The 25,186-nt window shown below is 70.5% G+C and carries 20 protein-coding genes and 2 pseudogenes; 10 read left to right on the top strand and 12 right to left on the bottom strand.

All coding sequences use genetic code 11. The features are described 5' to 3' along the window. Nucleotides 1-143: 143 nt before the first annotated feature. Nucleotides 144-1,009 (bottom strand): annotated as a pseudogene (locus tag HII36_RS25770) (IS5 family transposase). Between the two features lie 92 nt (nucleotides 1,010-1,101). Here HII36_RS25770 and HII36_RS25765 point away from each other — a divergent pair. After that, complete coding sequence (locus tag HII36_RS25765) at nucleotides 1,102-2,343, top strand: IS701 family transposase (RefSeq protein ID WP_173525815.1); 1,242 nt, start codon at nucleotides 1,102-1,104, stop codon at nucleotides 2,341-2,343. 181 nt (nucleotides 2,344-2,524) lie between these two features. Beyond that, nucleotides 2,525-3,392 (top strand): annotated as a pseudogene (locus HII36_RS59490) (IS982 family transposase). 20 nt (nucleotides 3,393-3,412) lie between these two features. Here HII36_RS59490 and HII36_RS25755 read toward each other — a convergent pair. Together HII36_RS25755 and HII36_RS25750 are read right to left on the bottom strand one after the other, a co-directional pair. Then, nucleotides 3,413-4,792: a GntP family permease gene (locus HII36_RS25755; protein ID WP_173525814.1), complete on the bottom strand. Its 1,380-nt coding sequence runs from the start codon at nucleotides 4,790-4,792 to the stop codon at nucleotides 3,413-3,415. Between the two features lie 86 nt (nucleotides 4,793-4,878). Then, nucleotides 4,879-5,442 (bottom strand): gluconokinase, encoded by a 564-nt coding sequence (locus tag HII36_RS25750; protein ID WP_217369956.1) that lies wholly within the window; start codon nucleotides 5,440-5,442, stop codon nucleotides 4,879-4,881. A gap of 142 nt (nucleotides 5,443-5,584) precedes the next feature. Here HII36_RS25750 and HII36_RS25745 point away from each other — a divergent pair, with 142 nt between their 5' ends. After that, nucleotides 5,585-6,319, top strand: coding sequence for a FadR/GntR family transcriptional regulator (locus HII36_RS25745; protein WP_328807888.1), 735 nt, complete (start codon nucleotides 5,585-5,587; stop codon nucleotides 6,317-6,319). 9 nt (nucleotides 6,320-6,328) lie between these two features. Here HII36_RS25745 and HII36_RS25740 read toward each other — a convergent pair whose 3' ends face one another. From HII36_RS25740 to HII36_RS25730, 3 genes are all read right to left on the bottom strand, one after another. Next, nucleotides 6,329-7,240, bottom strand: a complete 912-nt coding sequence (locus HII36_RS25740; protein WP_173525813.1) for an SDR family oxidoreductase — start codon at nucleotides 7,238-7,240, stop codon at nucleotides 6,329-6,331. A 536-nt stretch (nucleotides 7,241-7,776) separates the two neighbouring features. After that, nucleotides 7,777-8,247, bottom strand: coding sequence for a hypothetical protein (locus HII36_RS25735; RefSeq protein WP_173525812.1), 471 nt, complete (start codon nucleotides 8,245-8,247; stop codon nucleotides 7,777-7,779). A 248-nt stretch (nucleotides 8,248-8,495) separates the two neighbouring features. Beyond that, entirely contained in the window at nucleotides 8,496-9,587 is a 1,092-nt protein-coding gene (locus tag HII36_RS25730; RefSeq protein WP_173525811.1) for a GNAT family N-acetyltransferase, read from the bottom strand. Nucleotides 9,588-9,642: 55 nt separating this feature from the next. Here HII36_RS25730 and HII36_RS25725 point away from each other — a divergent pair, with 55 nt between their 5' ends. From HII36_RS25725 to dop, 6 genes are all read left to right on the top strand, one after another. Continuing rightward, the gene (locus HII36_RS25725) at nucleotides 9,643-10,494 is read left to right on the top strand and encodes a tRNA (adenine-N1)-methyltransferase (RefSeq protein ID WP_173525810.1); all 852 of its coding nucleotides are present in this window, start codon (nucleotides 9,643-9,645) and stop codon (nucleotides 10,492-10,494) included. Nucleotides 10,495-10,698: 204 nt separating this feature from the next. Then, nucleotides 10,699-12,462 carry a proteasome ATPase gene (gene arc / locus HII36_RS25720; RefSeq protein ID WP_173525809.1) on the top strand — a complete coding sequence of 588 codons (1,764 nt, stop codon included), beginning with the start codon at nucleotides 10,699-10,701 and terminating at the stop codon, nucleotides 12,460-12,462. Nucleotides 12,463-12,613: 151 nt separating this feature from the next. Beyond that, nucleotides 12,614-14,869, top strand: a complete 2,256-nt coding sequence (gene hypF / locus HII36_RS25715) for a carbamoyltransferase HypF (protein ID WP_328807887.1) — start codon at nucleotides 12,614-12,616, stop codon at nucleotides 14,867-14,869. Between the two features lie 225 nt (nucleotides 14,870-15,094). Continuing rightward, complete coding sequence (locus HII36_RS25710; protein WP_173525807.1) at nucleotides 15,095-16,111, top strand: pyridoxal-phosphate dependent enzyme; 1,017 nt, start codon at nucleotides 15,095-15,097, stop codon at nucleotides 16,109-16,111. A gap of 84 nt (nucleotides 16,112-16,195) precedes the next feature. Beyond that, a complete protein-coding gene (locus tag HII36_RS25705; protein WP_217369955.1) occupies nucleotides 16,196-17,275 on the top strand; it encodes an acyltransferase family protein in 1,080 nt (359 codons plus the stop codon). Between the two features lie 86 nt (nucleotides 17,276-17,361). Beyond that, nucleotides 17,362-18,876 (top strand): depupylase/deamidase Dop, encoded by a 1,515-nt coding sequence (gene dop, locus HII36_RS25700; RefSeq protein WP_217369954.1) that lies wholly within the window; start codon nucleotides 17,362-17,364, stop codon nucleotides 18,874-18,876. A gap of 72 nt (nucleotides 18,877-18,948) precedes the next feature. Here dop and HII36_RS25695 read toward each other — a convergent pair whose 3' ends face one another. Continuing rightward, nucleotides 18,949-19,353 carry a hypothetical protein gene (locus tag HII36_RS25695; RefSeq protein WP_173525805.1) on the bottom strand — a complete coding sequence of 135 codons (405 nt, stop codon included), beginning with the start codon at nucleotides 19,351-19,353 and terminating at the stop codon, nucleotides 18,949-18,951. Nucleotides 19,354-19,500: 147 nt separating this feature from the next. On the opposite strand from HII36_RS25695, the gene HII36_RS25690 reads away from it, so the two are divergent. Then, on the top strand, nucleotides 19,501-19,710 hold the full coding sequence (locus HII36_RS25690) for a ubiquitin-like protein Pup (protein WP_173525804.1): 210 nt from the start codon (nucleotides 19,501-19,503) through the stop codon (nucleotides 19,708-19,710). 213 nt (nucleotides 19,711-19,923) lie between these two features. Here the strand turns inward: HII36_RS25690 and HII36_RS25685 are convergent, their stop codons facing one another. From HII36_RS25685 to HII36_RS25665, 5 genes are read right to left on the bottom strand one after another with little or no spacing between them, the layout of a single operon-like run. Further along, nucleotides 19,924-20,964, bottom strand: coding sequence for a DNA polymerase IV (locus HII36_RS25685; RefSeq protein ID WP_173525803.1), 1,041 nt, complete (start codon nucleotides 20,962-20,964; stop codon nucleotides 19,924-19,926). A gap of 13 nt (nucleotides 20,965-20,977) precedes the next feature. After that, complete coding sequence (locus tag HII36_RS25680) at nucleotides 20,978-22,024, bottom strand: ABC transporter ATP-binding protein (RefSeq protein WP_173525802.1); 1,047 nt, start codon at nucleotides 22,022-22,024, stop codon at nucleotides 20,978-20,980. Then, nucleotides 22,021-22,839, bottom strand: coding sequence for a carbohydrate ABC transporter permease (locus HII36_RS25675; RefSeq protein ID WP_173525801.1), 819 nt, complete (start codon nucleotides 22,837-22,839; stop codon nucleotides 22,021-22,023). Before HII36_RS25675 ends, HII36_RS25680 begins: the two co-directional genes overlap by 4 nt. Then, nucleotides 22,836-23,780 (bottom strand): carbohydrate ABC transporter permease, encoded by a 945-nt coding sequence (locus HII36_RS25670; protein ID WP_173525800.1) that lies wholly within the window; start codon nucleotides 23,778-23,780, stop codon nucleotides 22,836-22,838. Before HII36_RS25670 ends, HII36_RS25675 begins: the two co-directional genes overlap by 4 nt. Then, nucleotides 23,755-25,122, bottom strand: coding sequence for an extracellular solute-binding protein (locus HII36_RS25665; RefSeq protein WP_173525799.1), 1,368 nt, complete (start codon nucleotides 25,120-25,122; stop codon nucleotides 23,755-23,757). Before HII36_RS25665 ends, HII36_RS25670 begins: the two co-directional genes overlap by 26 nt. Between the last annotated feature and the right edge of the window lie 64 nt (nucleotides 25,123-25,186).

The raw sequence follows: 25,186 nt of genomic DNA, 5'->3' as shown, positions 1-25,186 counted from the left end.
CCGAAACGACCAGCAACCCGCGCGAACAGCGCATCCAGTCCCGCCACCCAAGCCTGAAGATCGTGAGAAGTAAGCACGATCCACACTCTATTGACCGATCATCACGAAATCAGGTTGTAGTACTAGGACCTGTCTTCAAATGATCACAGCCATTGCAGGATGCAGGCGATGGTGACCACGGCGGTGTAGGAGCTTGCGGTCTTGTCGTAGCGGGTGGCCAGGCCGCGGAACTGCTTGAGCCGGTTGAAGCAGCGTTCGACGACGTTGCGGCGCTTGTAGAGGGTCCGGTCGAAGCGGGGCGGACGTCCGCCGCGGGAACCACGCCGTTTGCGTGCGGCGATCTGATCACTGCGTTCGGGAATGGTGTGGGCGATGCCCCGCTGGCGCAGGTAGGCGCGGATCTTGCCGGTGCTGTAACCCTTGTCGGCCACCAGGTGATCGGGCCGCACGCGCGGGCGGCCCGACCCTGAGCGGGGGACTCGGATGGCGGCCAGGACCTGCTCCAGGCGGGTGCAGTCGTTGACGTTGCCGCCGCTCAGGCAGAACGCCAGCGGCCGTCCGGCTTCGTCGCAGGCCAGGTGGATCTTGCTGGTCAGCCCGCCGCGGGATCGGCCGAGGGCGTGATCCGGCTCCGCCCCTGCCCGGAGCCCCCTTTTCGGGCGCCGGCCGCGTGCTGGTGCGCCCGCACGATGGTGGAGTCCACCGCCACCAGCCAATCGATGTCCCCGCGCGCATCGGCCTGGGCCTGCACAGCCTGCAGCATCGCGGTGAACGTGCCATCCAGCGCCCAGCGCCGAAACCGGGTGTACAAGCTCTGTCAAGATCCGTACCGCGGCGGCACATCCCGCCAGGCCACCCCGGTACGGATCTTCCACACGATCCCGTTCAGCACCCGCCGGTCGTCCTCTCGCGGACGTCCCAACCGCGCTGCCGGGAGAAACGGCCGCAACCGCTCCCACTCTTCATCACTGAGCTCATGACGCCGGATCACCTCACGATGATCCCCCATCTAGATCACCTTTGAAGACAGGTCCTAGTAGTGCTTTGTTAGGTCGGCGTGTCGTGGCGTCGCTGTGACGGTGTGGGTAGTTTCATGCTGCGGTGACTCCTCATGAGCTTTCGGTGGTGCGGCAACGCCTCGAGGCGTTCGCCGCGGAGATGTTCGCGCCCATGGCCCGCTCGGATCAGCGGGCCAAAGGGGTGACGTACCTGCGTGGGTTGTTGCTGGACGGGCGGCGTAAGTCGATGCAGCCGATGGCCGAACGGCTCGGGGTGGACCATCAGGGGTTGCAGCAGTTCGTGACCACGTCGACGTGGGACACCCGCGCGGTGCGGTTCAGGCTGGCCCGGCGGGCCATCGACCTCGTGGAGCCGGTGGCCTGGGTGGTCGACGACACCGGTTTCCCGAAGGACGGCACGAGGTCACCGTGTGTGGCGCGACAGTACTCCGGCACCCTGGGAAAAGTGGCGAACTGTCAGATCGGGGTGAGTGTCCATGCGGTCACCGACACCGCCTCAAGTCCACTCGATTGGCGGCTGTTCGTGCCGACGTCATGGGATGACGAGGCGAGTGATGCCACCACGCGCTCGGACGTGGCCGCGCGACGCAACCGTTGCGGGATTCCGGGCGCGGAGCGGCATCGTCCGAAGTGGATGATGGCGGTGGAGATGCTCGATGCGTTGATCGAGCAAGGGCTGTGCCCGCCGGTGGTGGTAGCCGATGCCGGCTACGGCGACAGCAGTCAGTTCCGCGGCGCCCTGGACGAGCGCGGGATCGGCTACATCGTGCAGGTCAAAGGCGACGCCCTCGCACACGCTGCGGATGTGGTTGCGGTGCCGCGGGTCTGGTCCGGCCGAGGCCGGCCTCCAACCCGCACCGGTCTGCGCTACCCGGACACCGCCGTCAGCTTGGCCGGCCACGTCCGGGCTGCCGGCCGCGACTCAGCGGCCACGCTCACCTGGCGCGAAGGCTCCAAGGGTGAGATGAGCTCGCAGTTCGTCTTCCTGCGCGTGCGCCCTGCCGGACACCGCATCGCCCGCGACAGCGACGGCGCCCTGCCTGAGCGGTGGCTGATCGCGCAGTGGCCCGACGACGAGAGCGAGCCGGTCAAGTATTGGCTGTCCAGCCTGCCCGCCGACACCGGCCGAGCCGATCTGATCCGCCTGGGCAAGATCCGCTGGCGGATCGAGCACGACTACCGCGAGTTGAAGACCGGCCTGGGACTGGACCACTTCGAGGGCCGGTTTTGGACCGGCTGGCATCGCCACGTGACCCTCGTCACCGCCGCGCACCTGTTCATCACCATGCTGCGACTCGACCCAAAAGCGGCTGCGCCGGCCTGACCCTCTACAAGGTCATCCGCGAGTTACAACTGCTACTCGCGACCTGGACCGGCGCATGTCCCACCTGCCATCGAAGGCTGAAACCGTTACGCCGCAACAGCCATCACCAGACCTAACAAAGCACTACTAGGTCGCCGCAGCACGGAGTGCGTTCATGGCGACGGGTGTTGACGATCGGTTTGTGAGGACAGACCTCAACACCCTTCTCACCGCGCTTTACGTCAGGATCGACGACTGGCTCGGCCGTCAGCAGCGGCTGGGACGCTTCGCGAACCGACCAATGCCGAACTGCTCACCCTGGCGGTCGCCCAAGTGCTCCTCGGTGTCCACTCCGAGGCCCGCCGGCTCCGTTACGTCCGCGAGCACCTGCCCGGCGCCTCCCCTACCTTCTCGGCCGATCCAGCTACAACAAACGCCTGCACCAGGTCCTGCCGCTGTTCAATCCGCGTCCTGGCACAAGACACCGACCTGCGGCTGGGCCCCTTGTGCGTGGTGGATTCCGCCCCCATCGAACGCGGCCGTTCAAGCCCCATCGTCTTGCGCTCGGACCTGGCCGGTTGGCCGGCTGGGCTACTGCCGCCACTTCTGGAGCCTGCGCCTGCTCTGCACACCCGCCAGTCTGTCGATCACCTGGGCCCTGGCCACCCTCGACATCGACGAACGGCAGGTGCTGATGGTCATCTGCGAGCATGATCCGCACCTCCTCGCCGAGCGGACCGGCCTGCTGATCATCGCCGGCAAGGACTACGTCTCCGCCGAGGTGGACGCCTTCCTGGCCCGAACACGGGGTGCGGCTGCTGCGCCTGTCCTGCCGCAACCGCACACCCCGTCCCGTTGAGCACCTGCTCAAGCCGATCCGCCTGCTCATCGAGTCCGTCAACGACACCCTCGAGAGCCGGCTCGACCTGGAAGTGCAGGGCGGCCGGCCGTACAGTCACCGGCGTCGGCGCCCGGATCACCCAGCGCATCCTGGCTCTGACCGCGACATCTGGCACAACCGCGACACCGGCTGGCCCGTCACCAGATCACTGGTCGCCAACGACCACTGACCCACTTAGGACGCACTCGGCTAGCCGACCAGGGGGCTCACCAGCAGCACGAACGCCAGGCCGACCACCGAGATCACCGTCTCCATCAGCGACCACGACTTGATCGTCTGGCCCACGTTCAGCCCGAAGTACTCCTTGACCAGCCAGAAGCCCGCGTCGTTGACGTGGGAGAAGAACAGCGAGCCGGCGCCGATCGCGAGCACCAGCAGCGAGGTCTCGCCGGTGCTCAGGTGCGTCACCAGCGGCGCCAGGATGCCCGACGCGGTCACCGTGGCGACCGTGGCAGAACCGGTGGCCAGACGGATCAGCACCGCCACCAGCCAGGCCAGCACCAGCACCGACAGGCCGCTGTTCTGCACCCAGTCGGCCACCAGCTTGCCGATGCCGGTGTCGATCAGCGTCTGCTTGAAGCCGCCGCCCGCCGCGACGATGAGGATGATGCCCGCGATCGGCGGCAGCGACTGCTCGATCGTCCTGGCCACGCCATGACGGTCCATGCCCGAGCCGCGGCCGAACGTGAACATCGCCACGATCACCGCGATGAGCAGCGCCACCAGCGGGGTGCCGAGGAAGTCCAGGGCCGCGCGCAGGCCGTCGCCCTCGGCCAGGAAGATGTCGGCCAGCGCCTTGCCCATCATGAGCACCACCGGCAGCAGCACGGTGGCCAGCGTCACGCCGAACGACGGCCGGCGCTCGTTCTCGGCCTCCCTGCCGGTCTCGAACAGCTCGGGCGCGGGCACGTTCACCCACCGCCCGGCGAACCTGGCCAGCAGCGGTCCGGCCACGATCACCGTCGGGACCGCGATGAGCACGCCCAGGCCGAGCGTGAGCCCCAGGTCGGCCTTGAGCGCGTCGATGGCCACCAGCGGGCCGGGGTGCGGCGGCACCAGGCCGTGCATCACGGACAGGCCCGCCAGCGCCGGGACGCCCACCCTGATCAGCGACAGCCCAGAGCGGCGCGCGACCAGGAAGACGACCGGCATCAGCAGCACGAGACCGATCTCGAAGAACATCGGCAGGCCGATCAGCGCGCCGACCGCGGCCATCGACCACGGCAGCGTGCGCGGGCCGGCACGGCCGATGATCGTGTCCACGATCTGGCTCGCGCCGCCCGAGTCCGCCAGCAGCTTGCCGAACATCGCACCCAGTGCGATCAGCACTCCGACGCCGGCCGCGGTGCTGCCGAAGCCCTTGGTGAAGCCGTCGATGGTGTCGGCGAGCGGCAGCCCGGCGACCGCGCCGACGGCCAGCGAGCCGAGCGTCAGCGACAGGGCGGGATGCAGCTTGAACCGGGTGATCAAGGCCACGATGAGGGCGATGCCCACGAGCGCCGCTGGAACGAGCCGTCCACTGGAGACGGCCGCCCCCTCCGCGAGCGCGAGGAGGGGGGAGGTGGTCATGTCGGTTCTCCTGATGAGGGGCCGGCGGCCCGCTGCGGGAGGCGACCGGAGGTGGGGATCGCGCCCGGTGCGGGCGCGGCTTGGGGTCAGACGGAGGGGGCGGAGCCCTCGCCCGGGACGTCCCGAGCGGCGGGTTCCCGCAGGGCGGCGACGGCGGCCGACACGAGATCGGCCACGGGCAGGCTCAGATCGAGCACGACGCCCGGCTCGTCGTCCTGGAGCGGCTCCAGCGTGGCGAACTGGGAGGCGACCAGCGACTCCGGCATGAAGTGCCCGGGGCGTGCGGCCACACGGCGCCTGATCGTCTCGGCGTCGCCGTCCAGGTGCACGAAGCACGTCGACGGCGCGTCGGCGCGCAGCAGGTCGCGGTAGGCCCGCTTGAGCGCCGAGCAGCCCACCACGGCCCCGGCGCCGGCGTGCTCGTGCAGCCAGCGGCCGATCGAGCGCAGCCAGGGCCGGCGGTCGGCGTCGTCCAGGGGGACGCCGGCCGACATCTTGGCGACGTTCGCGGGGGAGTGGAAGTCGTCCGCGTCGGCGAACGGCACCCCGAGCCGGGCCGCGAGCGCGCCGCCGACCGTGGTCTTGCCCGATCCGGTCACGCCCATCACGACGACGAGCGGACCGGAGGCGGGGGGATGACGTACGTCCATGGCAGGCGACCTCTCGGGCTGAAGTTCGCGTCAGGCTATGCGCGATGCATCATATTAATCAAGAGAAAACAGTGAATAAATCATACCTTTACTCAAGCCCGTTGTGACGATCTCCAGGAAGCGTGTGAGTATGGGGCCGCGCGTGGGAGGGGACGACATGGGCGACACCGCGGGAGAGCGGGACGAGGCACAGCCCGGCCTGCACGGCAGCGTGCTCGACGAGCTGGGCACCCTGGTCGTGTCCGGCGCCTACGCCGCCGGGCAGGTGCTCAGGATCGAGCAGCTCGAAGGCCGCTTCGGTGTCTCGCGCACGGTCGTCCGCGAGGCGATCAAGGTGCTGGAGTCCATGGGCATGCTGACCAGCCGCCGCCGCGTCGGCATCACGGTCACGCCCCGCGCCGCCTGGAACCTGTTCGACCCGCGCGTCATCCGCTGGCGGCTCGACAGCGACGAGCGCGCGTCACTGCTGCGCTCGCTGGGCGAACTGCGCCGCGGCGTCGAACCGGTCGCCGCCGCACTGGCCGCCGCGCACGCCACGCCCGAGCAGTGCGGGGAGCTCACCGGGGCGGTGATGCGGATGGCCGTGCACGGCAGGTCGGGGGACCTGGAGGCGTACCTGGCGGCCGACATCCGCTTCCACCGGGTGCTGCTCGAAGCCTCGGGCAACGAGATGTTCGGGGCGCTGACCGATGTGGTGGCCGAGGTGCTGACCGGGCGCACGCACCATCACCTGATGCCGGCCGTGCCCGAGCCGGCGGCGATCCGGTGGCATGCCGAGGTGGCGCAGGCCGTGCAGGCGGGTGACGCGGCGGAGGCGGAACGGGTGATGCGCGACATCGTCGAAGAGGCCACCCACGCCATGCTGCACCGCCGCTGAGCGGGAAGATCAGGGCGCGGCTGCGGCGAGGAACTCCTCGGCGCCGCGCAGCCGCGTGCCGAGGAGGCGCTGCGTCGCCGTGCAGTCCAGGCGGACGGCGAGCGGCCCCGGCACCCCGGACGCGGCGCGTTCACCGGGGGTGAGCAGCGCGGGATCCAGGCCGTCGCGCCGGGCGATGAGCAGGCCGAGCCGGTGCCTGCTCAGGGCGTCCGCGCCGGCCGCGTGATAGGTCCCGCCGCGATCGGGGGCCGCCAGCTCCAGCAGCGCCGACGCCAGGTCGCCCACGTGGACCGGGCAGCGCACCTCGTCGGCGAACAGCACGCCCCGGGCGCGGCCGGTGGCCAGCGCGTGCACCAGGACCTCGCTGGGCGACCCCGGCGCCGCGCTCTCGCCGGGGGACGGGCGCGCGGGTCGCTCTTCGCCCGGGGGCCGCGCGGAGCCGCCGCCGATGATCAGGGACGTCCGCACGATCGCCGCCCCGGGCAGGATGGCGCGCACCGCGGTCTCGGCGGCGGCCTTCGCGGCGCCGTACGGGCTGATCGGGTCGGGCACGCAGGTCTCGGGGTAGCGGGTTCTGGCGCCGGAGAAGACCACGTCGGATGAGACGTGCACCAGACGGCTCCCGTGCGCGGCGGCGGCCAGCGCCAGGTGCGCCGGTCCGTCGGCGGTGGCCGACCAGTCCGTCTGCAGGTACGCGGCGTTGACCAGCACGTCCGGCCGGACCCGGGCCACGAGCGCGTGGGCGTCCGCGCGGGACCGGACGTCCAGCCGCAGCCACGCCACCGCCTCGCGAGCGTCGTCGTCGCCGTCGTCGACCGGGCGGGACAGGTACGTGGCGGCCACCTCGTGCCCGGCCGCCAGGCACCGGCGCACCAGCTCACGCCCGAGAAACCCGCTACCGCCCACCACGAGAACCCGCATGCCACGCCACGCTAGCCCACCCGCCGCGCCACCCGGGGCCGGCCATGGTCCGGGCCGGCCACGGTTTCGCATGCCACGGTTCCGGATGGTCGGGCACCTGGCCTGCCCATGGGGTGATGCAGCGGACCTCGGGAGGCCGCCCGCCGCGCGGCCCGCCGACCGCCCATTGACGGGCCCATTGACGGGCCCACCGACGGGCCCACCGACGGGCCCACCGACGGGCCCACTGCCGGACCCGCCAAGGGCCCACTGAGGGGGCACTGCCCGGTCCGCTGCCGGGCCCGGTGGGCTGTCGCTCATCCCGTTGGTCGGTGGGCCGGGGTGGCCGGTCGGGCTGGGCGCGTGGAAGTGCGGGCGTTGGCGATATTTACCGAAATTGCATGGAAATATCGTGGTTTTAGATTACCGAAGCCGCAGCGGATGGAAAATCTTTCGAACGATGGTTTTCGGCGGGTGGATATCCGAGAATTTCTCAGGAAATGTGGCGGTATTCCAGACAGGCGATTCCCTGGAAAACGGTCGTCCGTATCACCCCGTTACGCAGGGCGGAAGGCGCGCACCCCGCGCAGCAGGTGCACCGCCGCCTCCAGCCCGCTGGCCGCCTCCAGCGCCCGCCCCGACGCCGTCGCGAACCGGCTCAGCAGATGCTCGTCGTTGTCACCGAACCCCCGCCCCGCCACCCACAGGAACGTGTGGTCCCGCGTGGCCAGCGGTACCGGTGTGGCCAGGAAGCCCGGTTCGCCCAGAGCGGCGTCCCTGGGCAGCCGTACCGGGGCCGAGGCGGCGGCGAGCTCCTTCAGCACGCCGGATTCGGACAGCCACCTGCGCACCCCCAGCGGGTCGCCGGGCGGCCCGTGCAGGTGGATCGGACGGGCCTCGTGACGCAGCGGATCCACGCCGACGAACCCGGCGTAAGCGGTACCGCCGATCGCCGCCGCGGCGCGCGCCAGCCGATCGAGCAGGCCCCCCGCTTCGAGGCAGGAGAACGAGTTGATGAGTTCACGCATGGCGATATCTACACGGGTGTATGGCATCGCGGTAATCCCTCGGGTGAGGGGATGGGAGATCGCGCAGCCCGATCACGCGAATCTCAAGTGCGGTGACTCGGAGTATTGCTCTCGGCCCGCGCCTTGACTAGCCCCACAACAGGAAATCAGAGTTTTTCCGACATTTCGGATGTCCGCTGGGGTGCCGCGGGCTTGACCTTCCCGAGCCGTCCTGCTCAGAGGTGGTCCCGGCGACAGACAGACGGGGGTCAGGCGGGACGGAGGCGGAGCCACTCGATGTCGTCGGCGCGGGTCCCGTCCGGACGCGGCAGCAGCTGGCGATGCCGGCACTCCCGCGTGAACCCGGCACGTTCCAGCACCGCGTGCGAGGCCGTGTTCGACTCGTCGGTGCCCGCCACCACGCGGTGCAGCGCCGTGTTCGCGAACGTCCAGTCGACCAGCAGGTTCACCGCGCGCGTCATGAAGCCCCTGCCGCGGTACGCCGACACCAGCGAGTAGCCGATCATGGCCTGCCCGAGCACCGGCGCCACCTGCATCAGCTGCACGTGCCCGGCGAACGCGTCGGTGGCCGCGTCTCTGATCGCCAGCTCGATCCGCTGGCCGGACAGCCACCAGTAGCCGGTGTTGCGGCACCTGCGCACGTGGTCGTCCAGCGTGCCCGCCGGGCCCACCGAGTAGGCGGCCACGGCCTCCTCGGCCATCATCGCGTTGAAGGGGACCGCGTCGTCCACGGTCATCGGGGTCAGCCGCACCACGCCGTCGGTGAGCTGCCCGTCGGCGAAGAACGGCAGGTACGGCTCCTCCGCGTCGCCGGGATCGTGCGCGAGCCTGCCGAAGGTGATGAGGTCGGCGTAGCGGCCGTCGCGCAGCAGCTTCACCTCGCGCCTGCGGCCCTCCTCGCGGAAGCCGGACTTCACCGCGACCCGCAGGCTGGCCACGTTCTCCACCTCGGCCTGCAGTTCGACCCTGCGCACCCCCCGGTCGAACAGCCAGTCGGTGAGCGCCCTGGTCGCCGTGGCGGCCACGCCCCTGCCGCGCGCCCACGGCGCCACCAGGTAGCCGATCTCGGTGACCCCCCACTGGTCGGGCGCGCGCACGCCGATCGAGCCCACGTAGCGGCCGCCCTCGGTGATGGCGAACTCCGCGCCGCCGCCCTCCCACTTGACCTGCGCCGCCTTCAGGTACTCCACGGCGTCCTCGGCCCGGTACGGCAGCGGCGTCAGCGGCAGGAACCGGCCCGTCTCCGGGTCGTCGAACGCGCGCACGATGTCCTGGACGTCACCGTCGGCCGGCGGACGCAGCAGCAGGGAACCGGTGGAGATCACTTCACGGGGGAGCATGTCCCTATAGATACCGTGGGCGGGACGGGGCCAGGAACCCATTAACCTTGCCGCCATGGGTTTCCGCAGGCATGGGCCGTTTCAGGTGGGGGATCAGGTGCAGCTCACCGACCCCAAGAACAAGCGTCACACGATCACGCTCAAGCAGGACGGCGTCTACCACACGCACAAGGGCGCCATCCCGCACAGCGACCTGATCGGCCAGCCCGAAGGCTCGGTCGTGCGCTCCAGCGGCGGCACCCAGTATCTGGCCTTCCGCCACCTCCTCCAGGACTACACCCTGGCCATGCCGCGCGGCGCGGCCGTCATCTACCCGAAGGACGCCTCGATGATCGTCGGCATGGCCGACATCTTCCCCGGCGCCCGGGTGATCGAGGCCGGCGTCGGCTCCGGCGCCCTGACCTGCTTCCTGCTGCGCGCGGTCGGCCCGGAGGGGCACGTCACCTCCTACGAGCGCCGCGAGGAGTTCGCGGACGTGGCGCGCAAGAACGTGGAGAAGTTCTACGGCGGCCCCATGGACGACAACTGGCGGCTGGTCGTCGGCGACCTCGTGGCCTCGATCGACGAGGCCGACGTCGACCGGGTGATCCTCGACATGCTCGCCCCCTGGGAGTGCGTCGACGCCGCCGCCAAGGCGCTCACCCCCGGTGGCGTCATCTGCTGCTACGTGGCCACGACCACGCAGATGTCCAAGACCGTCGAGGTCATTCGCGATCACGGGTGTTTCACCGAGCCTCACGCGTGGGAGACCCTGGTTCGCGACTGGCATGTCGAAGGGCTCGCGGTACGACCCGATCATCGGATGATCGGCCACACCGGGTTCCTCGTCACCGCCCGCCGCATGGCCGACGGCGTCACCCCGCCGCCGCGCCGCCGCCGACCGAAGGGGACGACCGAGGAACTATGACAATTTGGCCACGAGGGTGCGTTGGTGCGTGACACGGGAACAGATCGCCGTGTTCATATGCTGGGAGTATTAAACGCACTATTGGGGATTATTCACCGAATACTGAATGTCACTCTACGAACACTGCCCGGCCAGGTTACGGAGGGGCCCGAGATAGGTAAGGTCCTAAGTAGTCGCCCTCGACTGGGAAGGAGGTGACGGGGCGTGGCAGCTCGCGATGATGCTGAGGCTCGAGCCGCGCAGCGCGAACGGGAGGTCGCTGATCTTTCAACACAGGTCTCCTTCCTGCAGGAGGAGATCACCGCGCTGAGGCGGAAGCTGGCCGAGTCACCCCGTCAGGCCAGGGTCCTCGAAGAGCGCCTTCACGAGGCACAGGCGAACCTCGCGGCCGTCACCGGCCAGAACGAGCGCCTGGTCGCCACGTTGAAGGAGGCCAGGGACCAGATCGTCGCCCTCAAGGAAGAAGTCGACCGGCTGGCGCAGCCGCCCTCCGGCTTCGGCACCTTCCTGGAGGCCAGAGAAGACGGCACGATCGAGGTGTTCACCGGCGGCCGCAAGCTCCGCGTGAACGTCAGTCCAGCCGTCGACGTCGACTCGTTGCGGCGTGGCCAGGAGGTCATGCTCAACGAGGCGCTCAACGTGGTCGAAGCCCTCGGCTACGAAGAGGTCGGCGAGATCGTGATGCTCAAGGAACTGCTCGACGAGGGCAAGCGAGCCCTGGTCATCTCGCACGCCGACGAAGAACGCGTCGTGCGACTGGCCGAGTCGCTGGTCGGACAGCCCATCAGGGCCGGCGACTCACTGCTGCTCGAACCCCGCTCGGGCTACGTCTACGAGCGCATACCCAAGTCCGAAGTCGAAGAGCTGGTGCTCGAAGAGGTGCCCGACATCTCCTACGAGGAGATCGGCGGCCTCAGCAGGCAGATCGAGCAGATCAGGGACGCGATCGAGCTGCCCTACCTGCACGCCGACCTGTTCCGCGAGCACAAGCTGCGGCCCCCCAAGGGCGTGCTGCTGTACGGCCCGCCCGGTTGCGGCAAGACACTCATCGCCAAGGCCGTCGCCAACTCCCTGGCCAAGCAGGTCGCGGAGAAGACCGGCCAGTCCGGCAAGAGCTTCTTCCTCAACATCAAGGGCCCGGAACTGCTCAACAAGTACGTCGGTGAGACCGAGCGGCACATCCGCCTGGTCTTCCAGCGGGCCCGTGAGAAGGCCTCCGAGGGCACCCCGGTGATCGTGTTCTTCGACGAGATGGACTCGATCTTCCGTACCCGTGGCTCGGGCGTCTCCTCCGACGTGGAGAACACCATCGTCCCCCAGCTGCTGTCGGAGATCGACGGCGTCGAGGGCCTGGAGAACGTCATCGTCATCGGCGCCTCCAACCGCGAGGACATGATCGACCCGGCGATCCTGCGGCCCGGCCGCCTGGACGTCAAGATCAAGATCGAGCGGCCGGACGCCGAGGCGGCCAAGGACATCTTCTCCAAGTACCTCGTCTCCGAGCTTCCGCTGCACCCGGATGACCTGGCCGAACACGCCGACTCGCGCGATTCCACCATCATGGGCATGATCCAGAGCGTCGTGGAGCGCATGTACACCGAGAGCGAGGAGAACCGCTTCCTCGAGGTGACCTACGCCAACGGCGACAAGGAAGTCCTGTACTTCAAGGACTTCAACTCCGGCGCGATGATCCAGAACATCGTCGACCGGGGCAAGAAGATGGCCATCAAGCAGTTCCTCGAAACCGGCCAGAAGGGCCTGCGGGTGCAGCACCTGCTCACGGCCTGCGTGGACGAATTCTCCGAGAACGAGGATCTGCCTAACACCACCAACCCCGACGACTGGGCCCGCATCTCCGGCAAGAAGGGCGAGCGGATCGTCTACATCCGCACGCTGGTCTCCGGCAAGCAGGGCGCCGAGGCGGGTCGCTCCATCGACACCGTCGCCAACACGGGCCAGTACCTGTAACAGACCGCTGCATGCGATGGGCCGCGCGGCCACCGCGCGGCCCTTCGCACGCCCGCCCCCGACTCCGACCGCGCTCGACCCCGGCCCGCGCTCGGCCCCACTCGCGTGATACCGCATGCGCGCCGCCCCGATGAGGTTCACACTGGGGCCTGTGACCACGCACACCCGGGTGGACGTGCACGTCGAAGGCGTCGTTCAAGGCGTGGGCTTCCGGCCCTTCGTGTACGCGCTCGCGCGCAGGCTGGGCCTGGCCGGGCGGGTGCGCAACGCCGTCAACGGGGTGTTCATCGAGGTCGAAGGCGCGATCGCGGAGATCGAGGAGTTCCTGGCCGCGCTCGAACGCGACGCCCCCGCCCGCTCGGAGATCGAGCGGGTCACCGTGGTCACCGGCGAGCCCACCGGCCACAGCGGGTTCTCCATCGCCGGCGGCGACGCCACCGGCCGCCGCCGGGCGCTCGTCACCGCCGACACCGCGCCCTGCGCCGACTGCCTGCGCGAACTGGCCGACCCGGCGGACCGCCGCTTCGGCCACCCGTTCATCAGCTGCGCCGGCTGCGGGCCGCGCTTCAGCCTCGTCAAGGGCGTCCCCTACGACCGGCTGCTGACCACGATGGCCGGCTTCGGCATGTGCGCCGCCTGCGCCGCCGAGTACCGCGACCCCGCCGGCCGGCGCTACCAGGCCCAGCCCATCTGCTGCCCGGACTGCGGCCCGCGGCTGCGGCTGCTCGACGCCCGCGGCGCGGGCCTGTGCGGCGACCCGATCGTGTCGGCCGTCGGCCTGCTGGAGGCCGGCTGGGTGGTGGCGGTCAAGGGCGTCGGCGGCTACCACCTGGCCGTCCCGGCCGCCGACGAGCGGGCCGCCGCCACGCTGCGCGGGCGCAAGCACCGCGCGGACGAACCGTTCGCGGTCATGGTCGCCGACCTGGCGCAGGCCCGGCGGCTGTGCGAGGTGGACGACGCCGCCGCCGCGCTGCTGACCGGCCGCGACCGCCCGGTCGTGCTGCTGCCCAGACGCCGGGACGCGCCCGTCGCCGCCGCCGTGGCCCCGGGCCACCGCGATCTCGGGCTGATGCTGCCGTACTCGCCGCTGCACCACCTGCTCCTGCGCGAGCTCGCCGCGCCCCTGGCGCTGGCCGGCGGCAACGTCTGCGACGAGCCCATCGTCTACGAGGACGCCGACGCGCTGGCCCGCCTGGGCGGCATCGCCGACGCCTTCCTCACCCACGACCGGGGCATCCACGTGCGCGCCGACGACTCGGTGGTGCGGCCCGCGTTAGGCAAGGCCACACTCGTGCGCCGCGCGCGCGGGCACGCCCCCGAGCCGCTGCCGCTGCCCCGCGCGGCCGCCCGGCCGGTGCTGGCCTGCGGCGCGGAGCTGAAGAACACCTTCTGCCTGGCCGCCGGACGCCGCGCGTTCGTCTCCCAGCCCGTCGGCGACCTGGAGAACCACGAGACGCTGCGCTCATTCGTGGAGGGCATCGACCACTTCTGCCACCTGTTCGACCTGCGGCCCGAGGTGGTGGCGCACGACCTGGACCCCGGCTACCTGTCCACCAGGCACGCCATGGAGATCGGCGGCGTGGAGCTGGTCGGCGTCCAGCACCACCACGCCCACGTCGCCGCCTGCCTGGCCGACAACGGCGAGTGCGGGCCGGTCATCGGCGTGGCGCTCGATGGGCTCGGCCACGGCCTGGACGGCACCCTGTGGGGCGGCGAGTTCCTCCGCGCCGACCTGCGTTCCTTCGACCGGCTCGGGCATCTGGCCCAGGTCCCGATGCCGGGCGGCCCGGCCGCGGCGCGCCGACCGTGGCGCCTGGCCGCCGCGTACCTGCATGACACCCATCCCGAGCTGGACGTCGTCCGCCGCAACCAGGAGCACTGGGACGAAGCGGTCGCGCAGGCGGACTCCGGCGCGCCCCTGACCTCCAGCGCCGGCCGCCTGTTCGACGCCGTGGCCGCGCTGCTCGGCGTCCGCGACCGGATCACCTACGACGGGCAGGGCGCGGTCGAGCTGGAACAACACGCCGACCCCGGCGAGAGCGGCGGGTACGCGGCCGGGATCGACACCGCGGGACCCTTCGTGGTGAGCGGCCACGACCTGGTGCGCGCCGCCGCCGACGACCTGGCCGCGGGCGTCGGCACGAACGTGATCGCCGCCCGCTTCCACCACGGCCTGGCCGACGCCGTCGCCCGCTGCTGCGTCCTCATCAGGGACGAGACCGGGCTGACCACGGTGGCGCTGTCCGGCGGCGTCTTCGACAACCTCCTGCTGCTGGAGGGCGTCGCGGACCGGCTCGACCGGGCCGGGTTCCGGGTGCTCACCCACACCCGCGTGCCCGCGGGCGACGGAGGTGTCAGCTTCGGCCAGGCCGCCGTCGCCGCCGCCCGCACCGCCGGAAGCGCCTGACCCGCGAGCGCCTGACCCGGGAGCCGCGCCAGGTCCAGCCGGGCGCCTGACCCGGGAGCCCGTCCCGGTGCCCGGGCTGGTCATGATTCTTTTGACCGCCGCTGGCGCACCGCCGCGATGACAGGGGCGCCGCTGGCCGGCGCGTTGCGTGATCTGTACCGTCGCGGCCCCGCCACGCCCGCGTGCGCCCGGGGTGAGACCCGATCCCGGCCTAGCATGGCGATCATGTTCTTTCGCAACCCGCGGCGGTCGCCGTACACCGCGGCCGACCGCGCCATGATCGGCGCCGAGCACGCCACGCAGGCCCGCGCCCACTTCGCCGGGCACCGCGCCTACCGGCCCACCCCGCTGCGCGAGGTGCCGGGGATCGGCCGGGTCAAGGACGAGAGCTCCCGCATGGGGCTGGGCAGCTTCAAGGCGCTCGGCGGCGCGTACGCCGTGCACCTGCTGGCCGAGCGCGATCAGGAGGGCGCGCCGTTCGTCTGCGCCAGCGCGGGCAACCACGGCATCTCGGTCGCGTCCGGCGCCCGCGAGAGCGGGGTGCGCTGCGTGGTCTACCTCAGCCACGGCGTGCCCGAGACGTTCGCGCAGCGGCTGCGCGCGCTCGGCGCCGACGTGCGGCGCGCGGGCGACGACTACGACGGCAGCGTCGCCGCGGCGCAGCGGGCCGCCGACGAGCACGGCTGGCGGCTCGTCGCCGACACCTCCTGGTACGGCTACACCGAGATCCCCATCGACGTGATGCGCGGCTACACGGTGCTGTTCGACGAGGTCGGCGAGCAGGACCCGCGGCCGCCGACCCACGTATTCGTGCAGGCCGGGGTGGGCGGACTGGCCGGGGCGGCGGCCGGCTACGTCCGCGACAGGTGGGGCGAGGAGCCGGTGATCGTCGTGGTCGAGCCCGAGGGCGCGCCCTGCCTGATCGACAGCGCCCGCGCGGGCAAACCGGTGCGGGCCGAGGGCGCGCCGACCACGCTCGGCCGGCTCGACTGCCTGGAACCCTCGCTGGTCGCCTTCCGGCTGCTCGAACACCTGGCCGACGCGTTCATGACGATCACCGATCGGCAGGCGGAGCAGGCCGCCGAGCTGCTGGCCCGGCACGGGGTCGCGCTGTCGGCGTGCGGGGCGGCGGGCGCGGCCGGGCTGCTCGCGCTCGACGACGCCGACCGCGCCGCGCTCCGGCTCGGCCCGGACGCCCGCGTGTTGCTGGTGGGAACAGAGGGACCGGTGAAACCCGTGTGACAGACGGAACCAAAGTGAACAACGGGGCGTCAAAAGGGCGTGCATTCACCTAACCGGCCGAAGCATGCTCGGGGGGACGGCCGGTTGGCCGAACTCGACCTGCTGCGGTTCATCGCGGCCCTGGCCGTGGTCGCCTTCCACTACCTCATCGCCTACGCCTCGGTCTGGGGTGAGCGGCCGGCGGAACTGTTCCCCGCCGTCGCGCCCGTGGCCGGACTGGGCATCCTCGGGGTGGAGCTGTTCTTCGTCATCAGCGGATTCGTCATCCTGATGAGCGTGTGGGGGCGCGGGCTCGGCGCGTTCGCGCGCTCCAGGTTCGTCCGCCTGTACCCGGCCTACTGGCTCAGCCTCGGCGCGGTCGCGGCCCTGTACGGGCTGACCGGCATCACCGCGCTCGACCCAAAACTTTCCCCAGGCCAGTACCTGGTGAACGCCACGATGTTCCAGCGCCTGTTCAAGGTCGTGGACGCCAGCGGCGTCTACTGGTCGCTCTGGGCCGAACTGCGCTTCTACCTGCTCATGGCCATCCTGGTGATCATCGGGGTCACCTACGGCCGGGTCCTGGTCTTCGCCGGGGTGTGGCTGGCCGTCTCGGTCGGCGCCCAGTACCTCGACCATCCGGTGCTCAACGAGATCGTCATGCCCGACTACGCCCCCTACTTCGTGGCCGGGATGTCGCTGTATCTCATCCACAAACACGGCAGCGCCTGGCTGCCCTGGCTCTACGTGGCCGGCGCGTGGGCCGCCTCGATCACCCCGGCGCTCGACCGGGTGCAGCGCCGCATCGACGCGGTCGGGTTCAAGAACATGCCGGTCACCGACGCGAGCGTGATCGTCACGATCACGCTGATCTACGCCGTCATGGCGCTCGTCGCGATCGGCGTGCTGCGCATCAGGGCCTCGGGAACGCTCACCGCGCTCGGCGGCACCACTTACCCCCTTTACCTGTTCCATGGCGTGGCCGCGGCGGCCCTCATCCCGCCGCTCACCGGCGTCCTGCCGCCCTGGGCGACCGCGGTCGTCACCACGCTCGCGGCGATCCTGCTGTCGTATCTCGTGTACTCCTTTGCCGAACGGCCCATCCAGCGACTACTCAAGCCCCGCAGACGTACACAAACCCCAACAGCTCCGGTCGTACAGGTTGAAAAGGCGTCGGTGCCATAACTCTGTGGCCTTGGGGCACTGTGAAGGGCATAGGCTCGGGCATATAAACGGCGGATAGACAGACCCGGACGAACAGAGGGTGTTGCATGACGGTGCGTCGGGTGATGGGCATCGAGACCGAGTACGGCATCTCCGTACCTGGTCAGCCAGGCGCCAACGCGATGGTGACCTCGTCGCAGGTCGTGAACGCCTACCTGGCCGCCTCGGCGGCCCGCGCGCGCAGGGCACGATGGGACTTCGAAGAAGAGAACCCCCTGCGCGACGCGCGGGGCTTCGATCTGGCCAGAGAGGTCGCCGACCCCACCCAGTTGACGGACGAGGATCTCGGCCTCGCCAACGTCATCCTCACCAACGGGGCCAGGCTCTACGTCGACCACGCGCACCCCGAGTACTCCTCGCCGGAATGCACCAACCCCCGGGCCGCGGTGATCTGGGACAAGGCCGGCGAACGGGTGATGTACGACGCCGCCACGCGCGCCTCGGCCATCCCCTCCAACGCGCCCATCCAGCTCTACAAGAACAACACCGACGCCAAGGGCGCCTCCTACGGCTGCCACGAGAACTACCTCATGCGGCGCGCCACGCCGTTCGCCGACATCGTCCGCCACCTCACCCCGTTCTTCGTCTCGCGTCAGGTCGTCGTCGGCGCGGGCAAGGTCGGCATCGGCCAGGACTCACGCGGCGAAGGCTTCCAGATCAGCCAGCGCGCCGACTTCTTCGAGGTCGAGGTCGGCCTCGAGACCACGCTCAAGCGGCCCATCATCAACACCCGCGACGAGCCGCACGCCGACCCGGAGAAATACCGGCGGCTGCACGTGATCATCGGCGACGCCAACATGTCCGAGATCTCGACCTATCTTAAGCTGGGCTCCACGGCCCTGGTGCTCGCCATGATCGAGGAGGGGTTCCTCAGCCGCGACCTCGCCGTCGAGAACCCCGTGCAGGCGCTGCGCGCGGTCTCGCACGACCCGAGCTGCCGCTACGAGATCCCCATGCGCGACGGGCGCAAGCTCACCGCCGTGCAACTCCAGATGGAGTACCTGGAGCAGGCCCGCAAGTACGTCGAAGAGCGCGGCACCGCTCAAGACGAGATGAACAAGGACATCCTCGACCGCTGGGAGTCGGTGCTCACCCGCCTGGCCGAAGACCCGATGCAGCTCTCCCGCGAGCTCGACTGGGTCGCCAAGCTCGAACTGCTCGAAGGCTACCGCTCGCGCGACGGCCTGGCCTGGTCGCACCCGCGGCTGCAGCTCGTCGACCTGCAGTACTCCGACATCCGGCCCGACCGCGGCCTGTACAACCGGCTCGTCGCCCGCGGCCGCATGCAGCGGCTGGTCAGCGAGGAGGAGGTGCAGCGCGCCGTCGAGAACCCGCCGGCCGACACCCGCGCCTACTTCCGCGGCCGCTGCCTGCGCCAGTACAGCGAGTCCGTCGCGGCGGCGTCCTGGGACTCGGTCATCTTCGACATCCCCGGCAGGGAGTCGCTGCAGCGGGTGCCCACGCTGGAGCCGCTGCGCGGCACCAAGGCGCACGTGGGCGAGCTGTTCGACCGCTGCCGCACCGCCGCCGACCTCGTCGCCGCGCTCACCGGCGGCGAGTGACCCGCGCCCGCCCGGGCGCCGGCCCGCTCACACCGGGCCCGCTCACACCGGGCCCGCTCACACCGGGCCCGCTCACACCAGGCCGATGCCCAGCGTCAGCGTGCCCGCCGCCAGGCAGGCCCCGCCGGCGAAGGTGAGCCAGATCAGCTTGCTCGGCCTGGTGTCGCTCGGCCGCACCACCGACAGGAAGAACCCCAGCGGCATCAGGATCGGGGCCGCGACCAGCAGCGTGCGGGTCAGCGACCGCCAGCCGTCCGACAGGTCGGCCTGGTCCACGTACAGCATCGCCACCAGGGCGAACAGCACCAGGACCCCGGCGTGCGCGTGTCCGGCCCGCCACAGGCCGCGCCGGACCGGGTTGTCCAGGTAGCCGGGCTCGTTCCGCATCAGGAACGACAGCAGCGACACGCCGCCGAAGGCGATCGTCGGGACTGTGATGAGGAGCACACCTGCCGTGCTCAGGGACGCGGGGGACATCTGAACCTCCTATGAGGACGGAGGTCCAGTATTGGATAGCTTGACTATCTAGTCAAGCGCCGAAGATCGCGAGGTGTTCGACGCGAAATGTCGCTCGGTTCGGGGAAAGATATCCCTAGAAGCGAGTCCCCCAAGCGGAGGTAGGACATGGCATCCAAGGACACCGGCGGCCAGAAGCAGGCGGGTCGGCGCGAGAACGAGGTTGAGGAGACCGAGGCTTCCGCGGCGCCGGACGTACAGGAACGGCAGGAGAAGCTCACCGACGACGTCGACGCGATTCTGGACGAGATCGACGAGGTTCTCGAGGAGAACGCGGAAGAGTTCGTGCGCAGTTACGTCCAGAAGGGCGGAGAGTAGCACCGCGGAATCCGGTGCGGTGTCTCGCGGAGAGACGCCTGTCAGACTGAAGGAGCGGCGGACGCTGACCTAAGCCGAGCGTCCGCCCATGTGATCATGACGAAGCCGAGGTGTCGGAAGCCGCGTCGCGCGAGATGAACCGGGCCGGTCGGCGGCCGCGCGCGCCTTCCACGCCTCGGCGTCACGGGGATGAGCCCGCGTCCGGGCCGGGTGTCAGCCGCTTTCGCCGGGGAGGGTGTATTCCACGCCCACCCCGAGCAGGCGCACCGGACGGTCGAGGTCGAAGCGGCCGAGCACGTTCAGCGCGGTCCGCGTGACGACCTCGGGGTCGGTGGTGGCGGCGGGCAGCTTCGACTGGCGGGTCCTCGTCAGGAACGGGGTGAAGCGCACCTTGACCGAGACCCTGACGATCTCCCGGCCCTCCGCCCTGGCGTCGGCGGCCACCTGCCCGGCCAGGTCGGCCACGTGGCCGGTCAGCTCGGCCCGGTCGGTGAGGTCGCGGGGGAAGGTGGTCTCGCGGCTGTGGCCCCTGGCCACCCACGGCGTGGTGACGATCTCGGCCTCGCCCTTGCCCAGCGCCAGGTAGCGGTACCAGGGGCCGTTGGTGGGCCCGAAGTGCGCAGCCAGCTCCGCCGGGTCGGCGGCGGCCAGCTCGGCCACCGTGCTCAGCCCGAGCCCGGCCAGCCGCTTGGAGATCCTGGCGCCGATGCCCCACAGCGCGTCGGTGGGCCGGTGGTTCATCACCTCGGCCCAGTTCTCGCCGGTCAGGCGGAAGACCCCGGCCGGCTTGGCGAACGCGGAGGCGAGCTTGGCCTGGTGCTTGTTGTCGCCGATGCCGATCGAGCACGACAGCTCGGTCTCGGCCAGCACCGCCGCACGCAGCTCGGCGGCGAGTGATTCCGGGTCGTCCGTGGCGGCGCCGGCGAAGGCCTCGTCCCAGCCCCACACCTCCACGCGGATCGGGAACCCGCGCAGGACGGCCATGACGCGCTCCGAGGCCGCCTCGTAGGCCGGTGGGTCGCTGGGCAGGAACACCGCCTCAGGGCAGCGCCTGAGAGCCGTGCGCAGCGGCATGCCGGAGTGCACGCCGTGCGCGCGGGCCTCGTAGGTGGCGGTGGCCGCGACGGTGCGCGGCTGGGTCGGGTCTCCGGAACCGCCGACCACGACGGGCCTGCCGCGCAGCTCGGGGTGGCGCAGCAGTTCGACGGCGGCGATGAACTGGTCGAGGTCGACGTGGAGCACCCAGTCCCTCATGGCGACCAGTATGTCAGCCGGGCAGCAGGTCGCCGTTGCGGTAGATCAGGGCGCGGCGGGGCACCGCCCAGGCCGCGGCGCCCAGCGGCGGCTCCTCGCCCTCGGGGACGACGAGCTGGATGAGCGCGTGCTCGGACTCCAGCGTGACGAGCGTGCTGGTGCCCAGGTTCTCCAGGACGGAGACGGCGCCGGGGAAGGCGTCGCGGCGTTCCTCCAGGGACAGGTCCATGTACTCGGGGCGGACGCCGTAGACGACCTCGTCGTCGTCGGCCAGGCCGCCGGGGCGGGGGAGCAGCGCGCCCGCGGCGTGCATGACGCCGTCGTCGAGACGGGCGGGCAGCAGGTTCATCGGGGTGGAGCCGATGAAGGAGGCCACGAACGTGGTGGCGGGCCGCTGGAAGATCTCCGCGGGGGTGCCGACCTGGACCATCCGGCCGGCCGACATGACCGCGATGCGGTCGGCCAGGGCGAGGGCCTCGGCCTGGTCGTGGGTGACGAAGACGGTGGTGACGGCCAGGTCGCGCTGCAGCCGCTTGAGGAACGTGCGGGCCTCCAGCCGCAGGCGGGCGTCCAGGTTGGACAGCGGCTCGTCGAACAGGAACGCGGCGGGGTGGCAGGCGATGGCCCTGGCCAGCGCGACGCGCTGCTGCTGGCCGCCGGACAGCTCGGCGGGACGGCGGCGCAGCAGCTCCGACAGGCTGAGCCTGGCGGCCACCTCGGCGGCCCTGGCCTCGCGCCGGGCGCGCGGGACCTTCTTGATGCGCAGCGGGTAGGCGATGTTGGCGGTGACGTCCATGTGCGGGAAGATCGCGTAGTCCTGGAAGACCATGGCGACGTCGCGGCGGCCGGGCGGCAGCGCGGTGACGTCCACCTCGTCGATGCCGATGCGGCCGGAGGTGGGCTGTTCGAGGCCGGCGATGGTGCGCAGCAGCGTGGTCTTGCCGCAGCCTGACGGGCCGAGCAGGGCGAAGAACTCGCCGTCGGCGATGGTGAGGTCGATGCCGTCCAGGGCGCGGACGCCGCCGGGGAACACCTTGGTCAGGCCGTGCAACGCGATCACCGCTTGATCCCTCCGTGGAAGCGGAAGCCGTACCGATGGGAGACGAACAGGTACATCGCGACCACGGGCAGCGAGTACATGAGGGAGAAGGTGGAGATGAGGTCGAGCTTGGGCGCGCCGCCCTCGGTGTAGAGGGTGTAGAGGATGACCGAGCCCGGCGCCTTGTCCGGGTCGCGCAGCAGGATGAACTGGAACAGGAAGCCGCCCCACACGCTGGCCAGCGCCCACACCGCGATGGTGGCCAGGCCGGGCCGCACCAGCGGCACCACGATGTGGCGCAGGATCTGCAGCGGCGTGGCGCCGAAGACGCGGGCCGACTCCTCGTAGGAGGTGGGCGTCTCGTCCATGAAGTCCTTGAGAATGAAGATCGCGGCGGGCAGCAGGCCGCTGGAGACGACCAGGATGACGCCGAGATGGGTGTCGATGAGGCCGAGCCTGGTGGCCAGCTCGAAGATCGGCACCATCGCCGCGGTGCCGGTGACCACCGACGACAGCAGCAGGAGCAGGTAGAGCAGCGCGTCGCGGAACGGGATGCGCACCCGCGACAGCGCGTAGGCGGCCAGCGCGGCGAGCACCACGACGATCGCCGCCGCGCCCCCGCCCTGGATGACCGAGTTGCGGATGGAGCTGAGCGCGTACGGGTTGTCCAGGATCGCGGCGAAGTTGCCCAGCGTGAACTCCGGCAGCGACGTGGTGATCGTGGGCGTGTCGTCGAAGGGCGCGCTGGCCAGCCAGAGCATGGGGACGGTGAAGAAGGCCAGCACGACGGCGATGAAGACGGTGGCGGCCAGCCGCCCGAGCACGTGCCTGATCATGCGGGAGGCCCTCCGGCCGCGGGCAGTTCGCGTCTTCGCCTGTCACGCAGCAGCTGCAGGTACGACAGCGCGATCACCAGGTTGATCAGCAGGATGAGGAACGAGATGGCCGCGCCCACGCCGAGCTCGCCGTCGCGCAGCGCGACCCGGTAGACGTAGACGGGCAGGATCTCCGAGCGCCCCTCCGGACCGCCGCCGGTGAGCACGAACGGGGTGAAGTCGTTGAACGTCCACAGGCTGATGAGCAGCAGGTTGGTCAGGATGTGCCGGCGCAGCAGCGGGAAGACGACGTCGCGCAGCTGCTGCGGCACGCTCGCCCCGGCCAGCCGCGCCGTCTCCAGCTGGGACGGCGGCACGTTCTCCAGCGCCGCCGCGTAGAGCATCATCGAGAACGCGGTGCCGCGCCAGACGTTGAACACGATGATCGACAGCAGCGGGTAGTCGAGCAGCCAGGCGAACCCGGGCGTGTTCAGCAGCGCGTTGAGCGTGCCGTCGTCGCGGTCGAGCAGCGCGAACCACAGGAACCCGACCACCGTGCCCGGCAGGATCCACGACAACAGCACGACGCCTTCGACGATCCGCCTGACCACGCCGGTGCGCTCGCGCAGCACCCAGGCCAGCGCGAAGCCGAGCCCGGCCTGGCCGATGACGGCCGAGCCGCCCACGTAGGCGAGGGTGAGCCAGAGCGAGGTCTTGAACCGCGGGTCGAAGAGCGCGTCGCGGTAGTTGTCGAGGCCGACGACCTGCGGGTCGGCGGCCGACAGCCCGGTCAGGCGGTAGTCGGTCAGCCCGAGGTAGACGGTCCACAGCGCGGGGAAGATCAGGAACACGCCGATGAGCACCAGGCCGGGCAGGACGAACGCGACCGCCCGGCCCGTCCCGAGCCCCGCCGCGTCACCTCCCGACCCGGTCCGGTCAGCCGCTGACGTTGGCCGCGCCACCGACCAGTCCCTCCAGCTTCGCCTGGTAGTCGGTGGCCGCCCGGTCGGCGGCGGTGCCGCTCACGACGGCCGCGCTGGCCTCCTGCAGCGCGGTGGAGACCTGCGGGTAGACCGACAGTCCCGGCCGGTAGGCGGTGATGGGCAGCACCTCGTCGGCGATGAACTTCAGCATCGGGTCGCGGGCCAGCACCTGGTCGTTGACGTCGGAGCGGGGACTGATGCGCGCCTGCCCGCCGATCAGCGCCTTGATGGCGTCGGCGCCGTGCATGAACGACAGCAGCTCCCAGGCCAGCGCCGGGTTCTTGGAGTTGGGGTTGAGCACCCGCACCGCGCCGCCGGACATCGACACGAAGTCCTGGCCGCGCACGCCGGCGCCGGGCTGCTTGGCGGGGATCTTGGCGTAGCCGACGGCCTGGTCGCGGTCCTTCATCGGCGCGACGCCCGCGGTCGGCTCGATGACCGAGCGCCAGAAGTAGTCGCCTTCGGCCAGGATGCCGATCTTGCCGGCCGCGAACTGGGCGAAGGACTTGTCGCGGCCCTTGGCCTCCTGCTGCAGCTTGGGGTCGCCGAGCCCGCTGCCGCCGTAGATCTGCTGGTAGAAGCCGAGCACGTCCTTCATCGGCTGGGAGGCGCCGGTCCACTTGCCGTCGGCGTAGATCTCGGCGCCCGCCCCGGCCAGCAGCGGCAGCATGCCCTGCATGGTGGTGGCCTCGCCCATGGCGGTGCCGGCGTTGATCTGGATGGGCGTGGGCACGCCGGCCGCCTTCAGCTTCGCGCCGGCGGCGAGGATCTCCTGCCAGCTCGCCGGCTGCCACGGCTCGGGCAGCCCGGCCTTGGCGAACAGGGTCTTGTTGTAGAACAGGACGCGGCCGTCGGTGCCCTGCGGCAGGCCGTACTTCTTGCCGTCGAAGATGCCCAGGCCCTGCACCGCCTGCGGGATCTGCGTCCAGCCCTCCCACGCGTCGACGGCCTTGCCGCCGACCTCGGCCAGCGGCTTGATGTAGCCGGCCTGGGCGAACTCGCCGACCCAGATGCCGTCGACGTCCATCACGTCCGCGCCGGTCCTCGACTTCAGGTCGAGGGCGATCTTCGTCTTGTACTGCTCGTCGTCCACGCCGCTGGCGTCGAACAGGACCTTGACGTTCTTGTGGGCCTGCTCGAACTTCGGGATCACCCAGTTCTTGATCCACAGGGCTGACTCGGAGTTCTTGCCGCCCTCGATCGAGTTCGCGGCGATGGTGAGGGTCACGCTCCCCTCGCCGGCGGGCGTTCCGGTGCCGCAGGAGGTGAGTGCCAGGAGCGCGATCGCCCCGAGCAACGCGGGTCGGCTGGGGAGTCTCATGTCGGCCTCCTGTTCAGGACGTGCAGACATACCGACAATCGCACGGCCCATCGCGGGCGTAAAG

The organism is Nonomuraea antri, from assembly GCF_013283785.1.
Lineage (GTDB): Bacteria > Actinomycetota > Actinomycetes > Streptosporangiales > Streptosporangiaceae > Nonomuraea > Nonomuraea antri.
This window is presented reverse-complemented; position numbering and strand designations above follow the sequence as displayed.